Annotated in this window: 13 protein-coding genes and 3 pseudogenes; 14 read left to right on the plus strand and 2 right to left on the minus strand. The window is 61.9% G+C overall.

Annotated elements, in window-relative coordinates:
- The 9 genes and pseudogenes from ACF3NH_RS20880 to ACF3NH_RS20920 all read left to right on the plus strand — a co-directional run.
- Positions 1-1,244, plus strand: a 1,244-nt coding sequence (locus ACF3NH_RS20880) for an Hsp70 family protein (protein ID WP_422925704.1), incomplete at its 5' end; no start/stop codon positions are given.
- A 1-nt stretch (position 1,245) separates the two neighbouring features.
- Entirely contained in the window at positions 1,246-2,424 is a 1,179-nt protein-coding gene (locus ACF3NH_RS20885; protein WP_422925706.1) for an AAA family ATPase, read from the plus strand.
- Positions 2,424-3,866: a hypothetical protein gene (locus ACF3NH_RS20890; protein WP_422925708.1), complete on the plus strand. Its 1,443-nt coding sequence runs from the start codon at positions 2,424-2,426 to the stop codon at positions 3,864-3,866. The genes ACF3NH_RS20885 and ACF3NH_RS20890 overlap by 1 nt, the downstream gene beginning before the upstream one ends.
- A 267-nt stretch (positions 3,867-4,133) precedes the next feature.
- Positions 4,134-4,785, plus strand: a pseudogene (locus ACF3NH_RS20895) (IS3 family transposase); the annotation flags it as partial.
- A gap of 314 nt (positions 4,786-5,099) precedes the next feature.
- A complete protein-coding gene (locus ACF3NH_RS20900; protein WP_422925710.1) occupies positions 5,100-5,873 on the plus strand; it encodes a restriction endonuclease in 774 nt (257 codons plus the stop codon).
- An 875-nt stretch (positions 5,874-6,748) separates the two neighbouring features.
- A complete protein-coding gene (locus tag ACF3NH_RS20905; protein WP_422925712.1) occupies positions 6,749-7,426 on the plus strand; it encodes a nucleotide-binding protein in 678 nt (225 codons plus the stop codon).
- A complete protein-coding gene (locus tag ACF3NH_RS20910; RefSeq protein ID WP_422925714.1) occupies positions 7,423-8,148 on the plus strand; it encodes a hypothetical protein in 726 nt (241 codons plus the stop codon). The genes ACF3NH_RS20905 and ACF3NH_RS20910 overlap by 4 nt, the downstream gene beginning before the upstream one ends.
- Before the next feature lie 1,384 nt (positions 8,149-9,532).
- Complete coding sequence (locus ACF3NH_RS20915; protein ID WP_422922789.1) at positions 9,533-10,609, plus strand: IS5 family transposase; 1,077 nt, start codon at positions 9,533-9,535, stop codon at positions 10,607-10,609.
- 400 nt (positions 10,610-11,009) lie between these two features.
- Positions 11,010-11,222, plus strand: a pseudogene (locus ACF3NH_RS20920) (integrase core domain-containing protein); the annotation flags it as partial.
- Between the two features lie 54 nt (positions 11,223-11,276).
- On the opposite strand, the gene ACF3NH_RS20925 reads toward ACF3NH_RS20920, so the two are convergent.
- Positions 11,277-14,093, minus strand: a complete 2,817-nt coding sequence (locus ACF3NH_RS20925) for a carbohydrate-binding domain-containing protein (protein ID WP_422925716.1) — start codon at positions 14,091-14,093, stop codon at positions 11,277-11,279.
- Positions 14,094-14,281: 188 nt separating this feature from the next.
- Between ACF3NH_RS20925 and ACF3NH_RS20930 the strand changes: the two genes are divergently transcribed.
- Positions 14,282-15,358, plus strand: a complete 1,077-nt coding sequence (locus ACF3NH_RS20930) for an IS5 family transposase (protein WP_422922157.1) — start codon at positions 14,282-14,284, stop codon at positions 15,356-15,358.
- Positions 15,359-15,450: 92 nt separating this feature from the next.
- Here the strand turns inward: ACF3NH_RS20930 and ACF3NH_RS20935 are convergent, their stop codons facing one another.
- Positions 15,451-15,714, minus strand: a complete 264-nt coding sequence (locus ACF3NH_RS20935; protein WP_422925718.1) for a transposase — start codon at positions 15,712-15,714, stop codon at positions 15,451-15,453.
- Between ACF3NH_RS20935 and ACF3NH_RS20940 the strand changes: the two genes are divergently transcribed.
- From ACF3NH_RS20940 to ACF3NH_RS20955, 4 genes and pseudogenes are all read left to right on the plus strand, one after another.
- Positions 15,667-15,921 carry a transposase gene (locus ACF3NH_RS20940; RefSeq protein WP_422925720.1) on the plus strand — a complete coding sequence of 85 codons (255 nt, stop codon included), beginning with the start codon at positions 15,667-15,669 and terminating at the stop codon, positions 15,919-15,921. The two genes, ACF3NH_RS20935 and ACF3NH_RS20940, sit on opposite strands and share 48 nt — an antisense overlap.
- 32 nt (positions 15,922-15,953) lie before the next feature.
- The gene (locus ACF3NH_RS20945; RefSeq protein WP_422922789.1) at positions 15,954-17,030 is read left to right on the plus strand and encodes an IS5 family transposase; all 1,077 of its coding nucleotides are present in this window, start codon (positions 15,954-15,956) and stop codon (positions 17,028-17,030) included.
- A gap of 136 nt (positions 17,031-17,166) precedes the next feature.
- A pseudogene (locus ACF3NH_RS20950) lies at positions 17,167-18,258 on the plus strand (IS110 family RNA-guided transposase); the annotation flags it as partial.
- Between the two features lie 353 nt (positions 18,259-18,611).
- Positions 18,612-19,811 carry an IS256 family transposase gene (locus tag ACF3NH_RS20955; RefSeq protein ID WP_422921854.1) on the plus strand — a complete coding sequence of 400 codons (1,200 nt, stop codon included), beginning with the start codon at positions 18,612-18,614 and terminating at the stop codon, positions 19,809-19,811.
- Positions 19,812-19,826 lie beyond the last annotated feature (15 nt).

Consider the following 19,826-nt stretch of genomic DNA (forward strand, 5'->3'; position numbering starts at 1 on the left):
TAGGTCCGGTTCACGACGTGCTTGACAAAGCCTCACTCGATCCGAGTGAAGTGGATGCGGTGCTGTTCATCGGTGGAAGCGCCCAGAACCCGCTGGTTCGTGCGGCGGTGATGGACCTATTCCCGCCTGAGGTGCGCGAGGTGGTGCCTCGAAACCTTCGCGCCCTCGTGTCGCAAGGGGCGGCTATCCATAGCCTGGGCCTGCATGGCTTCAATTTCGACTTCATCGCCCCGATCACCTCCGAGGCCATCTCGGTGGTGGCACGCGGCGGTTCAGTTGAAACCCTGATCCCAGCCTCGACGCCGGTGCCAACCGAAGCTCCCTTTGTGATCGAACTGTCAATCCCCGACGATGGCCAGCGGCAGCTCGACGTGCCGATCTGTTCGGGTAGTCGCGAAAAACTGGTTGGGATCGTGTCGGTCAAGCCGGCCGGTTCCAGCGGCTTCGCACGCGGGGATGCTGTCATTGTCACCGGGCGGCTGAGCAAAGAGAAGCTGCTTGATGTGACAGTGACTGTGGCGGGGAGAACGGCGCGGGCAGAGATCATGAACCCCCTCTCAAACTCGGCAACCTCACCGGCCGAGTTGGCCATGCTGCGCGAGCGGCAGCGATTCAATGAGTCCATGCTTCGCAACCACGGTCGACCCGAAGCGAGCGTGGTTCAGGCCTACAGCCGGGCAGCCGCTAAGGCAGGGGAGCATGAGTTGGCTGCCGATCTCTTGTTGGCGCTGGAGCGAATCACTCCGCGCAGCGACCACGCGACCGACATCTGCTATCATTACTCGATGGCCGGCCGCGATCGGGCGAGCCACGAATGGGCGGCCATCGCTCACCGGCGCAGGCCGACAGCGTTGACCGCGCACAACCTTGCCTGTGGAGAATTGGACGCAGTAGCAAAGGAACAGCTTCTACGGGAGGCGCTCGACCGTGACCCCGGTTACACTGCATCCGCTGCGATCCTCGCAAAAATGATTGAGGGCCGCAGTCCGGACGAGGCGAGACAGCTACGTGAAGGCATCGTCGCCGCACTCGAGCCCAAGATCCGCTCGCCGGACGCGGATCTGAGCGAGTTGCGGCGGCTGCGCGACGCAGCCCGCAGCGCGGGTCAAGCGGCGGTTGCCGACCAAGCGACAGCCGAGATCGAGCGTCGCGAGCGGGAGGTGGCGACACGCGACGCAGTCTTCTATGAGGAGAACTTGGCGCAGGGCCGGAGCGGCGGTCGTCTTCTCGGGCAGGAGCGCTGACATGTCCTGGTTCAAGGTGGCAAGCGACCTGAGCCAGTTGCAGCTCAGACTGGTCGAGAAGACCGTGGACCGGATCCGTGCGACGCCGGACGGCGCCGCCTTCTGGATCCAAGGTGGCGCAGGCTCGGGCAAGACTATCGTGCTCACGCATATCGCTCGACGTCTGAAGGCCGAGCAACCAGGCTTGCGTGTTGTGTTCCTGACCTACACTCATGCCCTGGCAGGGATGATCCAGCAGGCGGTTAAGCAGTCCGGCGTCCACGCGGAGGTTTCGACCCACCTCTACTTCCTTCATTCCCAGCAGGGACGCGCTGACGTCATACTGCTTGACGAAATCCAAGACGTTAAGCGCGTAGACCTCGAAGCGGTGCGGCGGCGCTGCACCCATCTTGTAGTCGCTGGAGATTGTGAGCAGCGCATCTACGAGGTCGTGAACACCGAGGCCGCCATCGACGAGGTAATCCGGTTCGAGAAGGGTCACCTGCTCGAGCTCTTCCGGATCACCAGGTTCATCGTTCGGGCGGTCAGGACAGTTCTTCCCAGCACCCGGCTCGTGGAGAACGACGTCCGCAAGCTGCGCGACGTCACCGCGGCGGTGAAGCGGTTTGACAGTCCAAAGCGTGAGGTACGTTGGACCTATGACGAGGCCCTGGCGCTGGCGCGACCGAAATACCCTTCGGCCGTCCTCCTGCCTAACCATCGCGCGATATTCGATTTCTGCCGCACCTTGGCCGAAGATCTGGGAATCGCCGCGACGGGCCCCGCGATCAAGGTGAGGGATGGCAGGATCGTAGACTACCGGGAGTTAAACGCCCATTTTGAGGCCCATCGTATGCCGATACGATATTTCGGCAACGGGATAGGCGAGCTGTCGGACGCCGATGGACGTCCGCTCGTCTTTGTCATGACCTACCACAGCTCGAAGGGGCTCGACTTCGACGTCGTTCATATGCCCGGGCTCGTCTCCGCTATGCAGATCGTTTCTCCTCGCGCCTTGCTGGAAGCACCTGACCTTGCCCGGACGCTTTTCTTCGTCGCCATGACCCGCTCACGCGAACGACTGATCATGACTTACTCCGGAAGCCGAGCGGATCCCTTTGTCGAGGGGCTACCGCGGGACGCCGTGGCCTTCAGCGAGCACCGGGAGACGTCGGCCGAAGAAGAGGATGCGCTGTTTTGATGCGCCAGGAAGCCGTCGCGCTCAGCTATCTTGAATGGGTCCGGCTAATAGGAACTGGCGCCATTCGCCTCGCCGAGGCGCGGATCGTCCGATGGCGGCCGGATCGGGCTGATCCGGCCGAGGTGGTTGCCAACCTCATGTTGGGCGCGCCAGACCTAGGAACCTCTGCCACAAGCTTTGTCCTAGCGATGCTCGAGCCGGAGGTGCTCGATCGAATGCGTGAGGGCGGGATCGACCTCGGACAGCGCCTAAATCTTGAGACGGTGCGCTCGTTCCATTCATTCAGTGACACGGCCTTGGCCGTCCACCGCCCTGATGCCGAGGCGGCCGGCGTCTTCATCGACCTCACTCCACTTGCCGCGGGATGGGCCTATTGGGCAGCGGCCGTAGAGGCGGCGGACCGCCGGGCCCAGGGCGAGGCGATGCTGGCGCTGCTCCGCGTGCCGCGGTGCGACCGCTTCGGTCAGGCCACGAATTGGCTCGCTGACCAAGAACGGTGCATCGCGCCCGATGACATCGTCCGGGCTCGCGACAGCATGTTCTTCGGCTGGGCCTGCGTACTCAATGCGCAGAAGGTGCGTACCGGCGTGGCGCCGGTTCTGCCGGCAGATGTTAAGGAGGAGGCAGACGCTCTGCGGCGAGATTTCGCTGTTGATCAGCCCTTCCTCGCCCGCGCGCCACGCTTGCGCGCCTTTGTTGTCAGCTTAGCTGACGAGGAAGACCGGCCTTCGGATCTCCTCGCGATGGCGTCACTAAAGCAGCATGAGCGCTATGTCATTAAGCGGGAGGGTGCCACTCTCGACCTCCCGAGTCTAATCGAAGACATCCGACTTCTCGAGGGGCTCGACGTTGGAGCGGCGGGGTTTCTCGTCCAGGCCCTCGGCGAGCGAGTGCCGGGCGAACTGATCCGCACGCTAAAGGTTCGGGGCGTGACCTGCGCCAGTGCGCCAACTGGGGTGCACACCTTGGGAGGCGAAGACGCGGCCCGGGTACCGGATCAGGGCGATTGCGCGGACGTTGCTTCGACCCCCAATCTGTCTCCTCAGCCACAGACCATAGAAGCGGCGGCTCCCATGGAGTGCCCGATGCTGTCAGCGGGCACGGGCGAACAGTCTGCTGGTTCTGACGTCGTGACTGCGGGCGTTGTCTTGGCCGAAGCTCCGACCTCCGTCCAAGGCGATTCCGCCACCGAATCACCACATGAGGACGAAGCCCTGTTCAACTCGGCGGACCGCCGGCGATCTTCCTTGGCGCCTGACCAGCCCGGCTTGGATTTCGCCCACCCGGCAAACCCGGAGGCAGAGAGCTCAGCAGGAGCTGCCTCCTCTCGCGGTCCCGAAGACGGGAAGCCGGCGGACGTCGCGGCCAGATCTAAGTCTAGGAGCGGAAAATCGGCTACAAAAATCAAGAAGCCAAAGAAGTCAGAAGGATCCTCCGACTGAACCTATCAGTAGGGTCCTGAGAGGCCAGCCACATCGGCATCGACCGGCGGCACGGGCTGATCCGCCGCTGGACGGTGACCGATGTGGCCCAGCACGACAGCCGCATGTTGATTGCTGGACTTGCTTCGGAAAAGTGGAGGGTTCCTGATGAGGCAAAGGAAGCTCCATGAAGCAGCAGAGACGGTTCACGAGGGACTTTGAGGACGAGGCAGTCCGGCTGGTCCGGACAAGCGGGCGCAGCCAGCGCGAGATCCCCGAGGATCTCGGCTGCAGGACAGCGGCCTGAGCGTCGGACGCCGCCGGACGGCCCGCCTGATGCGGGAAAATGGCCTCCGCGCCTGGCAGAATCGGCGGTTCAGGCGGACCACCGTGTAGCCACCATGCCTGGCTGATCGCGCCCAACCTGCTGGACCAGGACTTCTCGGCCGAGGGTTCTAACCAGAAATGGGGCAGCGACATCTCCTACATCTGAACCCGCGAAGGCTGGCTGTATCTGGCGGTGGTCATTGACCTGTTCGCGCGTCGCGTCGTCGGCTGGGCCGTGGCGGACCGGCTGCATCGGGAGCTGGCGCTGGCGGCTCTGCGCAAGGCCATCACCATGCGCCGCCCAGTGCCAGGGCTGATCCATCATGCGGACCGTGGCAGCCAGTACTGCTCCACGGACGACCAGACCGAACTCCGACAGCACGGCATCCTGATCTCGATGTCGGGCAAGGGGAACTGCTACGACAACGCCATGGTGGAGACGTTCTTCAAGACGCTGAAGCCGGAACTCGTCTGGCGCACCGTCTGCGACGCCCGCCAGGATGCCGGGCAGGCCATCGGCCGCTACATCGACGGCTTCTGCAACCCCGTCCGGCGCCACTCCGCGCTCGACTTCACAAGCCCGGCCCAGTTCGAGAGAATGGCCGCCAACTGATCCAACACTTCTCCACTCAACCGAAGCAAGCCCAACCGGTTTTTGCCACCAAGCGCCAGATACTCTGGTGCAGGTGGCTAGCGATGTTTTGAGCTCTGACCTAGCCGTTACTGACACTGAGGGAGTACAATCCCTCAATACCCTGGGATAGAATGTCCTCTTATCGAAACAGCATGTTAGCTGCCTCACCCCGGTGAAGGTCGGCCGGGCAATTCTGGTATGTCATGGAATCGCAGGGACACAGCGTGCGAAAAGGTTGTTCGGTTCCGCGTCTCTCGGCCTGAAGGCAGGCACTGCGCCCCGAGGATGGCCCGGTGACAGGCCTTGCCTTCGAGCGTGCCACCGCCGCCGCCTTCGAAAATCTCGGCTGGACCACCAAGCTGACCCAGGCCAGCGGAGATTTCGGCGCCGACGTGATCGCCCACTCCGGCACGACCAGCATCGTCATCCAGTGCAAATACTACAAGGACCATGTCGGCCTATCCGCCGTGCAGCAAGCCTTTACAGCCCAGAGGCACTTCAAGGCTGATATGGCGATTGTCGTTGCCCGCTCCGGCTTCACGCGCGCAGCCAAGACATTGGCCGAGAGCACCGGGGTCAAGCTGGTCCGCCTGTCGGACTTGAAGCGCCACTGTGAATTCGACCGGTCGGTCGAGGCCGCTCGGGCTCGGCAGGAGCACGAGGCCAGGGAGAAGGCTCGCAAGGAGCGGGAGCTGGCAGCAACCAGGGAACGCCGCGCCCGGGAGGAGGCTGAAGCCCGCGAACGCCTGGCACGGCAAGCCCGGGAAGCAAGAGAAAGGGAAGCAGCGGCAGCGAGGGCTCGCGCGGCCGCTGAGGAGGAGTGGCGTGCCCGGCAAGCGCGGAGCGACTGGCAGGACTACGACAAGGCGGTAGGGGTATTCGAAGGCAAGAGGGAGATCTATAAAGCGCGCTGGGCGTACTTCCTGCTGCCTGTCATCCTGGCCGCCGCGATCATGATCCCCATGACGCCTAGACCCGGATTAGGCGTGGTCTTCTTGGCGGCGGCGGCGGGTGCTGGCCTCTACTGGTTCCTCTTCGTCGTGAGCAAGCCCGGGACTGGCCGGTAAGGCCATCAATGCCCAGACCGGCTGGTATGTTGGATCCGCACGCCGGAAAGGCGGATCAAGCCTCTGACAAGGATGCCTCCTTCATGGAGAGCGAGAGCAGCCAAGAAGGGCCTGGCAAGGTGATCCGGTGGTGCCCAGGTTGCTCGACCGGCCTCAGGCTTCCCATGAGGAAAGAGGGCACAGTTCGCTGCAAGGCCTGCGGCGACCGGTTCTGGGCTCGGACCTAGCAGGGCCAGCAGGGGTTCAGCGGTCAGGACCGCGCCAGCATCACCGCGTACCCGTACGAGGCCGGACAGCAGGCCGTCGATGACGGTAAGCCGGGAGAGCTCGGATCCTGTGGGCCCGGACGTTCTGGTTGCTAAAGACGCTGTAGCCGTAGCGCTGGCCGATATGACCGAACATCTGGGCGCCACACTCTCATTGCAGCAGCTCTGAACTGGGTGAAGGTGGCGTTGTTCAGCAGGTCCGCCTTGACGTCGCCGTTCACCATGGCGCGTAGCGTCGCCGGATCTGTGGCATCAGCTTGTTGAACTGCACCTTGCGGCAGGTGATGTCAGACACGCCTGCCAGTTTGCCGTAGCCCGAAACAGCGGCGATGTCGCGGCAGCGTGGCCATTCCTAACTGATAATCCCGGTAGCCAACCTGAACCCCTGCATCTACCGCTTTCGGCGTCAGACCGGCCGATGCGCCGACCAGTAGCCAGTTGGCAGGACGGTGATCCGCAGCGCAGGTAAGATAGAGTCGGCCAATCATTTGGCCCCACACGCGTGAAAAATAGTCCGATTCGGACTATTTTTCACGCGTGAAATACTGTATGGCTTGTCATTCTACCTGCTCGTGCTCATCATCGCTGCAGCAACAGCGGAAGACACTTATGGCACGCTCGCCCCGACGCGAATCTGCGCCTGGCGCAAAGTCTCTTATTCTCAGCGGATCTAAGGGAGGGTGTGGTAGATCAAGCTGTGCCCGCAACCTGTTGATTGCCGCGGCGCTTGACGGGATAGATGTGGTTGGAATCGACCTTGACCCGCAGGGCACTCTGTCCCGGTGGGGCGAACGGCGACAGAAGGCCAAACTAAAGTTGCCACAGATAGTGGTGCCAAATATTATTCATGCCGAGGTGAGTAACCTAGGCGCCATCGAAGCAGCCGCGACGGGGCATCAGCTCGCAATTATCGATACAGCCCCATCCGTTGAAGAGCACATGCGGGCAATGATTTCACTCTGTGCCCGTGCGGCTTTGGTGTTAATCCCCACCAGCCCGACACACGACGACCTTGAATCAGTGGCTCCATGGTCAGTGACCCTAAAGCAAGGCGGCGCCAAGACGGTATTTCTTCTCAACAGAGCGAACCGCCGCACCAAGTCGTTCGAATCGGCTCGAAGCAAGCTGCTTAAGGTGGGCTCCCTCGCGCCGCTCGAAATACCCGCGTTAGAAGATATGCATCTACCACATGTAAACGGACTGGCGGCAGTAGACTACGAGCGCAACAAAGCAGGGTCAGCCATGCAAGACCTCTGGACTTACGTGCGGCAAGAGGTGGCGCTGTGAGCGGCAAGTTGCGAGGTAAACCTAAGAACCTCGACCTCGGCAATGACGACCTCACCGTAGGCGACCCTCGGCGCGAAGTTGCTGTCGCCGATCACGTAGAAGCCGAGGAGAGCCGTCCTGTCATTGAAGCCATGTTCGCGGGAACGGCTTTGTCCCGGGATGCTGACCGACTCAACCAATTTCTAAGCACCCGATCTGTTATTCGCGAAGAATGGGGCCGGGCCGGGAAAGCGTTTCTGGCGATCGGACGTGCGCTTCTGCAGATCGAGGGCCTTCTCACACCAGAGGAGTATCGACGGTTCCGTTCCGAGTGCGCAAAAATCCTGCCATTCAGCGACGCTAACGCCAGCAAGTTCCGCCAAATTGCCCTTGCAGTAGAGGACCGGCGGATCGATGAGCGGCAACTGCCTGGCGCGTTTTCGTCCGCATACGAGCTGTCCACATTGGACCGCTCGGTACTCGCTATTGCCGCAGCGCGAAATCTCGTCCGGCCTGATGTCGGGAGGAATGAGTTGCTCGCCTTTAAGCGGGACATGAAGGCAGGCCGAATCGTCATCGAGGGTATGGCCGAGTCGGTCGAAAGGACCGTCTCCCTGCGCGGATTGCAACGTGAGCGGGACCGCATCCGTCGTGAGCTGGACCGCTTGGCCGATCAGCAAGCTCGTCTTGTGCGCGATCTTGAGCGTGTTCAGGCGCAAATCGCCGAGGCATCCGGGGAGTAATCGAAGCAATTTCGTTCAATTACCATCGGAATTGGGTAGAGAACTTCCTTCTCGGGTGAAAACCTATTCTTTGCTCAACGGCAGCTAAGGAAGTAGCAGCGTGCCTCTCCCGCCACGTATCTTGCTCGGCAGACTTTTTCGTCTTGCCCGCTGGTTCACCATATATATGCTGACTGATGCTCAGGAGCAGAGGATGATTCGAGCAACGTCATAACCGAGCCCCAGAATGCACAACGCCCCAGACCTTGCCGGGTCTGAGGCGTGTGTCGGACCCTTATAAGAGGACCGAGAAGCTTGGATGCTTCCTGGACTCTGCCATCGCCTATCGGCTCGCGCAACCCGATTTTGCGTGAACAAGAGAGGTGTGCCTGAAGTGAGGGTCCTCGGGCCAACCGAGGAGGTACGAGCATGGCTCGACCACCGGGCGCGCCCTCGTGCGCTGCTACCCACAAGCATCGCGGCGAACTCTGGCGCCGGATGCTCAGGATTAATCACGCTCACCGTTCTCCGAGAGGGCAGGGACCAATCACCCATGCTTTTGCCAAGGTGTTCGACTACCTCCTGTGGAAGGCGCCCCGCGGCCTCGGCGTTCTGATCCCCAGCAAGGCCACTATTGCACGCGCTGCCGGCGTCTCACTGGCAACCGTCAAGCGGGCAATTTCGGCCTTGGCTGAGTGGCGCCTTCTACTGATCCACCCTCGGACATTGGCCGGAGCGGTGCCCTCCATGGTGGCCGGGCGCATCTTCCTGCGCAGAGCCGAGATGACGACCAGTAACGCCTATACGTTCCCGACCAGAATCCCGGAGATCAGGGAGGCTCAGACTGACCTCGTAGGAGACTCTCTCTCTATGAGAGAAGGAAAACAAAGAGATGGTCGGGGGCGATGGGTTTCAGCTGTGACGGCAGCCATGATGGCACGGTTGGCTGCAAAATGGGGCCTCACATGAGGGAACAGGTGCTCAAGACGATCAAGAGGTCAAAGGGTAGAGGCGACCGGCGGTCTACGGCTACCGAGACGCCCTTCTGACTGTCTAGCGATCAGCCGTCGCGTCGGAGACCGAAGTTCTCGCACGGCGGTTCAGGGAGTTGAGGTAGCGTAAGCACGTCATGCTGATTGTCGATGAGATACTCGGTTACCAGGATCGCGCCATCCTCCAAGCGATTATCACAGGAATCGGGCAAGGCCGTGTAGCACGCGGTAAGCTTGGATTATCGGATTGAATGACGTGCGCTGCGGGGGCAGGGCAGGGGCTTTCCAGTCTCTCTAATGGGGAGCGCCAACTGGAGGCCTTCTGTCATTAGGCGGCGGATGGACACTTCGAAATACCTCGCTGCTAGTGCGCTGAGGTGATTCACTGGCTCCGGTCAGCGGAGGCAGTGGCGATGGCGGGTCAGCCTGGCTTCTTCGATGTCGATGAGCGGTATGCGGCCCTCTCTGCCGCCGGCGATCCGCTGGAACGTCTTGCGGCCGCGGTCGGCTTCGAGGTCTTCCGGCCCGTGCTGGAGGCGGCGCTGGCGCGGTCGGATCGCAGCCGCGGTGGTCGCCCGCCCTATGACGCGGTGCTGATGTTCCGCATCCTGGTGCTGCAGGCGCTCTACAGCCTCTCCGACGAGCAGACCGAGTTCCAATTGCGGGACCGGCTGTCCTTCATGCGCTTCGCAGGTCTCGGCCTGCACCAGGCAGTGCCCGACGCCAAGACGATCTGGCTCTATCGCGAGCAGCTCAAGCAGGCGGGTGCCATCGAAGGGCTGTTCCGCCGCTTCGACGCGGTGCTGGTCGAGCAAGGCTATTTGGCCATGGGCGGGCAGATCATCGACGCGACCCTGATCGCCGCGCCACGCCAGAAGCTCACCCTCGATGAGAAAGCCACTATTCGTGAGGGCAACACGCCGACGCACTGGTCAAAGGCCAAGCGGGCGCAGAAGGATCGCGACGCGCGTTGGACGCTCAAGCGCGGCAGAACCAAACCCAAACCAGAAGGTGCGCAGCGCCAAGCCATTCAGATCGCGGTGCCGGTTTTTGGCTACAAGAGCCATATCGGCATCGACCGGCGGTACGGGCTGATCCGCCGCTGGACGGTCACTGATGCCGCCCAGCACGACAGCCGTAGCTTTCCTGCCCTGCTCGATCCCGAGAACACGGCCAGCCGCGTCTGGGCGGACACGGCCTACCGCACGAAGCGCAATCTGGAAGCGCTGGAACGGCGCGGGCTGAGCGAGCGCATCCTGTTCCGCAGACCGCCACGGCGCGAACTCCCTGAGCAGCAGGCGAAAGCCAATGCATCACGCGCCCGGATCCGCTCCGGCATCGAGCATGTCTTTGCCGCCCAGAAACACCGCATGGCGCTGTTCGTCCGCACCATCGGCCTGGCCCGGGCCCAGGTGAAGATCGGCATCGCCAACTTGGCTTACAACTTCACCCGCCTGGCCTGGCTCAGCGCCCGAGCTGCGCCCGCATAACCCCACAGCGTCCACGAAGGGCAGAACCCGCCGCCCAAAGCCGGTGACCCAGCCGGGTCAACAGGGGCACGTCACGGCCTGAGGCGACCATCCTGCACGCGAAGGCCATGCAGCAGCGGGTAGTTCGAGGTGTCCGGATGGTCAACGCAGGCGTCGTCCGGTCGCGGATCTTGCTTCTGTTCGTGGTCTGCGCGGCGGCAGCCACAGGAGGCGGCCTGATGCGAGGGAAGGGCTGATCTCGAAAGGGGCGGCACCTTGGAGGTGCGACCAAGTGTTCAGTGGCCTGCTTCCACCGCGGTCCATAGGCAGACGAACTCTGCGTTCTATGGGCTGAGTTCCTGGGTGGATCAGCCCTCCATGGCCGCAGCCGGGGTGCCGTAGCGGAAGTCGCTCCCGCTGACCCGGCAAGCCGACCGACAACGCCTTCGTGGAAAGCTTCAATGGGCAGCTCCGGGACGAGCGCCTGGACACGCATTGGTTCTTGTCCCTGGAGTACGCCCGAGACAAGATCGAGGTCTGGAGACGGGACTACAATGAGTACCGCCCTCACAGTGCTCTGGGGCACCTGACGCCCCAGGAATTTGCTGCCAAAGCAGCCCGGAAGGGCTGCTGATGAAGCCGGAAAGCTCTCCCTGCGGGCGGACCAGTTTCGGGGCTACGGTCAGCTTTATAGGATGAATTCGAATTGGAAGCTCGATGAAAGGGCCAAGCCATTCTCATCAATAACGGAATGGCGCTCTGTCAAATCGGTAGTGATGTTGATCTCATGGATGTAGAGGTTGCGGTCCATGCCGGGCCCATGCCAAGCGTCGTTGGTGAAATCAACTCGCACTGATTGCGGTCCGCCGGGCCCGAAATCTCCGGCAATCACAATATCCTGCCACTCGCCATCAGCATGGGAAGCATCGGTTGAAAAGCCGGAGATGGTCTTCCCATCGATAGTCACATTGAATTCGGGGTTGCCATTGTAGGCATCGCCAGAAACGCGCAAAATGAGAGACGATAGGGGCAGGGTCGTGTTGAACTCGACATACCCGTTTGTCGACAGGAGGGCACCCTCCGCATTGGTCCATCCAGCAGAGCTGTCGGCAAGGCTCGCGTCATAGATCTGATCGCGGGCATGCAGGCTATGGATGTAGAGGTTGCGGTCCATGCCGGGCCCATGCCAAGCGTCGTTGGTGAAATCAACTCGCACTGATTGCGGTCCGCCGGGCCCGAAATCTCCGGCAATCACAATATCCTGCCACTCGCCATCAGCATGGGAAGCATCGGTTGAAAAGCCGGAGATGGTCTTCCCATCGATAGTCACATTGAATTCGGGGTTGCCATTGTAGGCATCGCCAGAAACGCGCAAAATGAGAGACGATGGGGGCAGGGTCGTGTTGAACTCGACATACCCGTTTGTCGACAGGAGGGCACCCTCCGCATTGGTCCATCCAGCAGAGCTGTCGGCAAGGCTCGCGTCATAGATCTGATCGCGGGCATGCAGGCTATGGATGTAGAGGTTGCGGTCCATGCCGGGCCCATGCCAAGCGTCGTTGGTGAAATCAACTCGCACTGATTGCGGTCCGCCGGGCCCGAAATCTCCGGCAATCACAATATCCTGCCACTCGCCATCAGCATGGGAAGCATCGGTTGAAAAGCCGGAGATGGTCTTCCCATCGATAGTCACATTGAATTCGGGGTTGCCATTGTAGGCATCGCCAGAAACGCGCAAAATGAGAGACGATGGGGGCAGGGTCGTGTTGAACTCGACATACCCGTTTGTCGACAGGAGGGCACCCTCCGCATTGGTCCATCCAGCAGAGCTGTCGGCAAGGCTCGCGTCATAGATCTGATCGCGGGCATGCAGGCTATGGATGTAGAGGTTGCGGTCCATGCCGGGCCCATGCCAAGCGTCGTTGGTGAAATCAACTCGCACTGATTGCGGTCCGCCGGGCCCGAAATCTCCGGCAATCACAATATCCTGCCACTCGCCATCAGCATGGGAAGCATCGGTTGAAAAGCCGGAGATGGTCTTCCCATCGATAGTCACATTGAATTCGGGGTTGCCATTGTAGGCATCGCCAGAAATGCGCAAAATGAGAGATGATTTCACAGCGGGTGGAACCACCGCCGCGGCACCAGATGCGGAGGCCTCGCTGGTAAAGGAACCATGCTGTTCGAAATGGTGATCAGACATGTTTTCTACTGAAAACATCTCATTATCCCATGTAAAAGATAAGTATTCTATTTTCTCAGAGTGGTATGAATTTCCGTTCCAGGTCAGGTTTCCATAGGAGCCAGGCTTATTGTCGGAAGCAAACCCGTTCAAACCTGGCGATAGCATGACAATTGTATTGCCTGATACGACATTGTTCCACGTCCAATGCTCGCCAAAAATTCCAGGCGCTCGCTCCGCCTGCTGCATTCCAATCCCTTGACCAACATCGGATATGACTTGGTTGTTCAGAACAAGCACATTCGAGGAGTTGTTTACTAAAATATCGGATCCCCAGTATCCGACGGTATACATTCCGACGTTGTTCATCGAGACAACATTATCTACAATTTTGGTGTCATAGGATGCCTCGATGAATATTCCTGCATTACTATTTCCAGAAACTATATTGTTATTTATTGAAATTCCCTTATTATCCCAGTCTACCCAAATACCAAATCCGTCATTTTCTTTTACAATACTATCAACAATATTTACATTTCTGGATGTTAGAACCTTAATTCCGCCAGCGTCCCATGTGTCAGAGAAGCCAGCATAATTATTGTCTGTCACTTCAACATTTTTAATAAAAAGATTGATCGTGTCCCAGGCATGGATCCCAATTTGGCCGTTCCGATGAAACGATCCACCTATGATCTGCATCCCGTCGCCGGCAGCCACACCTGCGCCGTGGTTAAGGGTGGCGACAATATCGGTCAGTGTCCAGTTCTGTGTATCATGGGCATCAATGGCGCCGCGCTGGGCCATGCTAGCGTATTTTTGGACCGTTATATTGTGGAGACTGACACCAGTAGAGGTCCCGCCGACAAACGCTGTCGTCGTGCTGAGTGCTTCGGTAACTTTATTCTCCGGATTATCAATAATGTATACTTTTCCGTTTTCATAATAGAAGGCCCCTGCCACCAAAGCTGACAGCGCTGAAACCCGTTGATAAGGGATTCCGTCAACGACCAAATCCTCGGTAAATTTCGCCATCCCGTCACGGCCTTCGCCATGGTTGAAGGATGGTTCAGGGAAACCATCAGCACACCAAAAGCCATTTTGAAAAATCCAATTTTTAATCGGGATAGATCCATCAAATACGACACCTTCTTCACCAATAAAATTCTGATGATTTTTCGGGTAAATAGTTACATTCTTGTAAATTCCAGAACTAAATACGAATGTATCTCCATCTTTACTTGATTTCATGATGGAATTTATATCGTCATTGGGACGAATATATACTGTTTTATGCGAGATGTTCTGAACATAGTTGTTCATAAGGTTACTCCTTCGTGAAATAACCATCAAATTCCAGAATAGTTAAGAATTCGTTCAGAGCCCGCTTAGCCCTATGAAAACCTTCTGAGAGCCCGCTTTGCTCTGTTGAAACCTGGACGCCTCCAGAAACCCCTCGCCTTGATGCCGTTCGGCTGATTCACTGACGCGGATCAGCGCGAGGGAAGGCGATGGTTCGGCAGCCTGGGTTCTTCGATGTGGAGGAGCGTTTGCGGGAGCTGTCGGCCAAGGGCGATGACCTCGAGCGGATCGTCGCGCTGGTTGATTTCACGATGTTCCGCGCCGAGCTGGAGCAGGCCGTGCCGCGCGCGGACGGCACGAAGGGTGGCCGCCCCGCCTTCGATCACGTGCTGATGTTCAAGATCCTGCTGCTGCAGGCGATGCACGGGTTGTCCGACGAGCGCTGCGAGTACCTCATCAAGGACCGCCTGTCCTTCATGCGCTTCCTCGGCCTCGCGCTGGCCGACCCGGTGCCGGACGCCAACACGATCTGGGCGTTCCGCGAGGCGCTGAAGCGGGCCGGCGCGGTGGAGCGGCTGTTCGCGCGGTTCGACGCCACGCTGCGTGCCGCGGGTTACCTGGCGATGGGCGGGCAGATCGTGGATGCGACCATCGTCGCCGCACCGAAGCAGCGCAACACCGAGGCCGAGCGGGCGGCGATCAAGGCGGGCAAGATCCCTGAGGGCTGGGCGGAGATGCCTGCGAAGCTGCGCCAGAAGGACCGCGACGCGCGCTGGACGGTGAAGTTCTCCAAGGCCAGGCCGCGCGAGGATGGCACCCCGCAGGTCGATCTCGCGGTTCCGGCCTTCGGGTACAAGAACCACGTCGCGATCGATCGCCGGCACGGCCTGATCCGCGGCTGGACCGCGAGCCATGCGGCCGCCCATGACGGGGCGCGGCTGGCGGAGGTGGTCGATGCCGGCAACACCGCCAGCGATGTCTGGGCCGATACCGCCTATCGCTCAGCGAAGAACGAGGCCTGGCTGGCTGAGCGTGGCATGGTCTCGCGCATCCACCGCAAGAAGCCCCCGGGGCGGCCGATGGCGGCAAGGACGCGACGGGCCAATGCCCGCAAGTCGGCCGTGCGCTCCGCGGTCGAACACGTCTTTGCCCGGCAGAAGGGGCCGATGGCGCTGGTCGTGCGCACCATCGGCATCGCCAGGGCACGGGTGAAGATCGGCCTCGCCAATCTCGCCTATAACCTCAAGCGGTTCGTCTGGCTCAGCAGCAAGCCCGCGACGTCGTAGCGGCACGCAAGTAGGCAAGCCGCCGCCATCGACTGAGCGGCTCCGTCCACCAGATGGGCACGCGCATCCGCATCCCTGAAGCACCGGCAGCCTCAAACCAACATCATCCGCCGAAGCCGCAGGGTTTCTGGAGGTATCCACCTTCCTGGTCGGGATCTGAGGATCATGAGGTTATGGGTGAGGACGCGCAGGATAAGCTCGCGCCGCTGAGCCTGATGGCCGCGTGCCCTCAACGCTGAGCCGAGGCGGCGCTTGTGCTGGCTGAGGCCGCTCTCGATGTGCCAACGTTGATGATAGAGGAGGCGGGGATGGACTTCCCCCTGAGGGCTGGAGGGTTTGCTAACGAACCCGAGCACCCCAGGAGGGCGATATGGCGGAGAGGCGGAACCCGGCGGCGGTTCACGAACGAGTTCAAGGCGCAAGCGGTCAAGCGGCTGCTGGAGGGTGGGCGCGGGCTGTCGGAAGTGGCGACCGAGCTGGGCCTCAGCACTGGCCAGTTGAGCGCGTGGCGCACAGAGCACCTGGACACTTCGAAATACCTCGCTGCTAGTGCGCTGAGGTGATTCACTGGCTCCGGTCAGCGGAGGCAGTGGCGATGGCGGGTCAGCCTGGCTTCTTCGATGTCGATGAGCGGTATGCGGCCCTCTCTGCCGCCGGCGATCCGCTGGAACGTCTTGCGGCCGCGGTCGGCTTCGAGGTCTTCCGGCCCGTGCTGGAGGCGGCGCTGGCGCGGTCGGATCGCAGCCGCGGTGGTCGCCCGCCCTATGACGCGGTGCTGATGTTCCGCATCCTGGTGCTGCAGGCGCTCTACAGCCTCTCCGACGAGCAGACCGAGTTCCAATTGCGGGACCGGCTGTCCTTCATGCGCTTCGCAGGTCTCGGCCTGCACCAGGCAGTGCCCGACGCCAAGACGATCTGGCTCTATCGCGAGCAGCTCAAGCAGGCGGGTGCCATCGAAGGGCTGTTCCGCCGCTTCGACGCGGTGCTGGTCGAGCAAGGCTATTTGGCCATGGGCGGGCAGATCATCGACGCGACCCTGATCGCCGCGCCACGCCAGAAGCTCACCCTCGATGAGAAAGCCACTATTCGTGAGGGCAACACGCCGACGCACTGGTCAAAGGCCAAGCGGGCGCAGAAGGATCGCGACGCGCGTTGGACGCTCAAGCGCGGCAGAACCAAACCCAAACCAGAAGGTGCGCAGCGCCAAGCCATTCAGATCGCGGTGCCGGTTTTTGGCTACAAGAGCCATATCGGCATCGACCGGCGGTACGGGCTGATCCGCCGCTGGACGGTCACTGATGCCGCCCAGCACGACAGCCGTAGCTTTCCTGCCCTGCTCGATCCCGAGAACACGGCCAGCCGCGTCTGGGCGGACACGGCCTACCGCACGAAGCGCAATCTGGAAGCGCTGGAACGGCGCGGGCTGAGCGAGCGCATCCTGTTCCGCAGACCGCCACGGCGCGAACTCCCTGAGCAGCAGGCGAAAGCCAATGCATCACGCGCCCGGATCCGCTCCGGCATCGAGCATGTCTTTGCCGCCCAGAAACACCGCATGGCGCTGTTCGTCCGCACCATCGGCCTGGCCCGGGCCCAGGTGAAGATCGGCATCGCCAACTTGGCTTACAACTTCACCCGCCTGGCCTGGCTCAGCGCCCGAGCTGCGCCCGCATAACCCCACAGCGTCCACGAAGGGCAGAACCCGCCGCCCAAAGCCGGTGACCCAGCCGGGTCAACAGGGGCACGTCACGGCCTGAGGCGACCATCCTGCACGCGAAGGCCATGCAGCAGCGGGTAGTTCGAGGTGTCCAACCGGCCACTACCACCGCCCGCTCGCCTGGCGGCTGGTGCAGGCCGGCTTCGACGTCCGGCTGATCTCCTCCGTAGCCTTGGCCCGCACGAGGGAGGCCCTGCACAACGGCTGGGACAAGAACGATCCCAAGGACGCCCAGGTCATCCTGCACATGCTGCGGATCGGCGCGGCCAAGCCCTACCATGACCCGCTGGAGCACGGGATCAACGACATCCAGGAACTGTCGATGACCCACGAGGTGGTGTCCAGGGCCAAGACCGAGACGCTCCACCGCATCCAGACCCACTACCTGCCTTTGTACTTCCCCGAGGTTGACCGCTTCCGGAACAACACCCGCAGCGACTGGTTCTTCGCCCTCCTCGAGCGCTTCCCCGTGCCGAGCAGCATCACCGCCCTCAGCAAGGAAGCCTTCGTCGCGGCGGCCTGGGATCTCGCCGGCCACAAGGTCGCCAAGGCGCGCCTGCTCGGCGACATCTACGACACCGCCCGGGCTTCCATCGCCTTGCCGATCCCGCCCGAGGCGCCTGCGGTCACCATGTTCCGGCTCGTCATCGCCGAGGCACGGCACCTGATCGCGCAGCGCGACGTCATTGAGCGGCTCGCGGGCGAACTGCTGGGTGAGCACGCCGACTTCCGCCGCCTGCAGCAGGTCCCGGGCATCGGGCCGATCAACGCGCTGGCCATCCTGGCCGAGGCGGGTGACCTGCGCCGCTTCGGCCACCACCGCCAATTCCTGAAGTTCTGCGGCCTCGACCTCGCCACCCACCAGTCCGGCCAGTTCCGCGGCAAGACCAAGCTGTCCAAGCGCGGCAATGCCCGCCTGCGCCGGACGCTCTGGATGGCCGCCCAGGTGGCCATCCGTCAGCGGGAGAACAGCTTCCGCGCCAAGTTCGAGCGCTACGTCGCCAAGGACCGGGAGGATCCGGACCTCCGGCGCAAGGCGTTCACTGCCATCACCGCGAAGATGGCCCGCGTGGTCCACGCGATCATCAAGAGCGGTGTCGATTATCGGCCCTTCGTCGAGGGGCCGGTGCCAGGTGAAAGAACCCCTCTCTGTCGGAGCCGTGAGGGCGCATCCGCGACCCTGTAGACAATGTTCGGGTCTTCCACCTGGGTCTGCATCTCGTCTCGAGGACGGTGAGGGCCGCGGCGGTGCCTGCACGGGTGCCGCCGACGGACCCTGTGTTTGCTATGGTCGAGAGCTCCCCCTTCACGGTGGAGGCCACCTGGTTTTGTGTTGATGCGCGTTTCGACGTCAGTGCAAACTGGCGATGGAGACTTGCTGGCCAGCGCGTTCCGCGCTTTCCCGATCTAGGACGTTGTCGGAGCGGGTCGTGCCCCGGGTGGTGGTGTAGGAGGCAGCCGCCCAAGTTAGGGCGGCCATCGCGGTGATCCTCGGTAGGGTTGTGTTGCAACACGCAACTCTGACGCAAGGACGCCACGATGACCGACGAGAGGATTGCCCTTCGCGAGCTTCTGGAGAAGGGCTCTGACGCGACTTTTCTGCGGGAGATGATCGGCTTTGCCGCCCAGCGGCTGATGGAGCTGGAGACGGACGGCCGCTGCGGTGCGGGGCATGGCGAGCGCAGCGCCGAGCGGGTGAACCAGCGCAACGGTTATCGCGAGCGGGATTGGCAGACCCGAGCCGGCACGGTGGAGCTTCGCATCCCCAAGCTCCGCAAGGGCAGCTACTTCCCGGCTTTCCTGGAGCCTCGGCGGCTGGCGGAGAAGGCGCTGACGGCAGTCATCCAGGAGGCCTATGTCCAGGGCATTTCCACGCGCTCGGTGGACGACCTGGTCCGGGCCATGGGGATGGAGGGCATTTCCAAGAGCCAGGTCTCCCGGCTCTGCGCCGAGATCGACGGCCGGGTGCAGGACTTCCTGGGCCGCCCTATCGAGGGCGACTGGCCCTACCTGTGGCTCGACGCCACCTACGTGAAGGTGCGCGAGGCTGGCCGCATTGTCTCGGTCGCGGTCACCATCGCGGTAGGCGTCAACAGTGACGGACGCCGCGAGGTGCTCGGCATGGCGGTCGGCGCCTCCGAGGCGGAGACCTTCTGGACGGACTTCCTCCGCGGCCTGACCCGGCGCGGCCTGCGCGGCGTCAAGCTGGTCATCTCCGACGCCCATGAGGGCCTCAAGGCCGCAGTGGCCAAGGTGCTCCGGGCCACATGGCAAAGGTGCCGCGTGCATTTCGGCCGAAACGCCGCCGCCCATGCGGGCAAGACCCAGCGCCGCATCGTCTCGGCTTGGATCGGCACCGCCTATGCCGAGGCCGATGCCGCGGCCGCCCATGCCCAGTGGCGATCCGTGGCCGACCAGCTCCGCCCCAGGGTGCCGAAACTCGCCAGCCTGATGGATGCGGCCGAGGAGGACGTGCTGGCTTTCATGGATTTCCCGCGGGAGCACCGCGCCAAGCTCCACAGCACCAACCCCATCGAGCGCCTCAACGGCGAAATCAAGCGGCGCACCGACGTCGTCGGCATCTTCCCCAACGAAGCCGCCATCACCAGGCTCGTCGGCGCTCTGCTCCTCGAGCAGTCCGACGAATGGGCCACACAGCGGTCGCGCTACATGACGCTGGAGACCATCGGCGCTGTGAGCGATACTGCCCCCGTCAGCCTGCCCGCCGCGGCAGCCTGACACCGCGGCTCAGCC

Source organism: Pseudoroseomonas sp. WGS1072 (assembly GCF_049340465.1).
Lineage (GTDB): Bacteria > Pseudomonadota > Alphaproteobacteria > Acetobacterales > Acetobacteraceae > Pseudoroseomonas.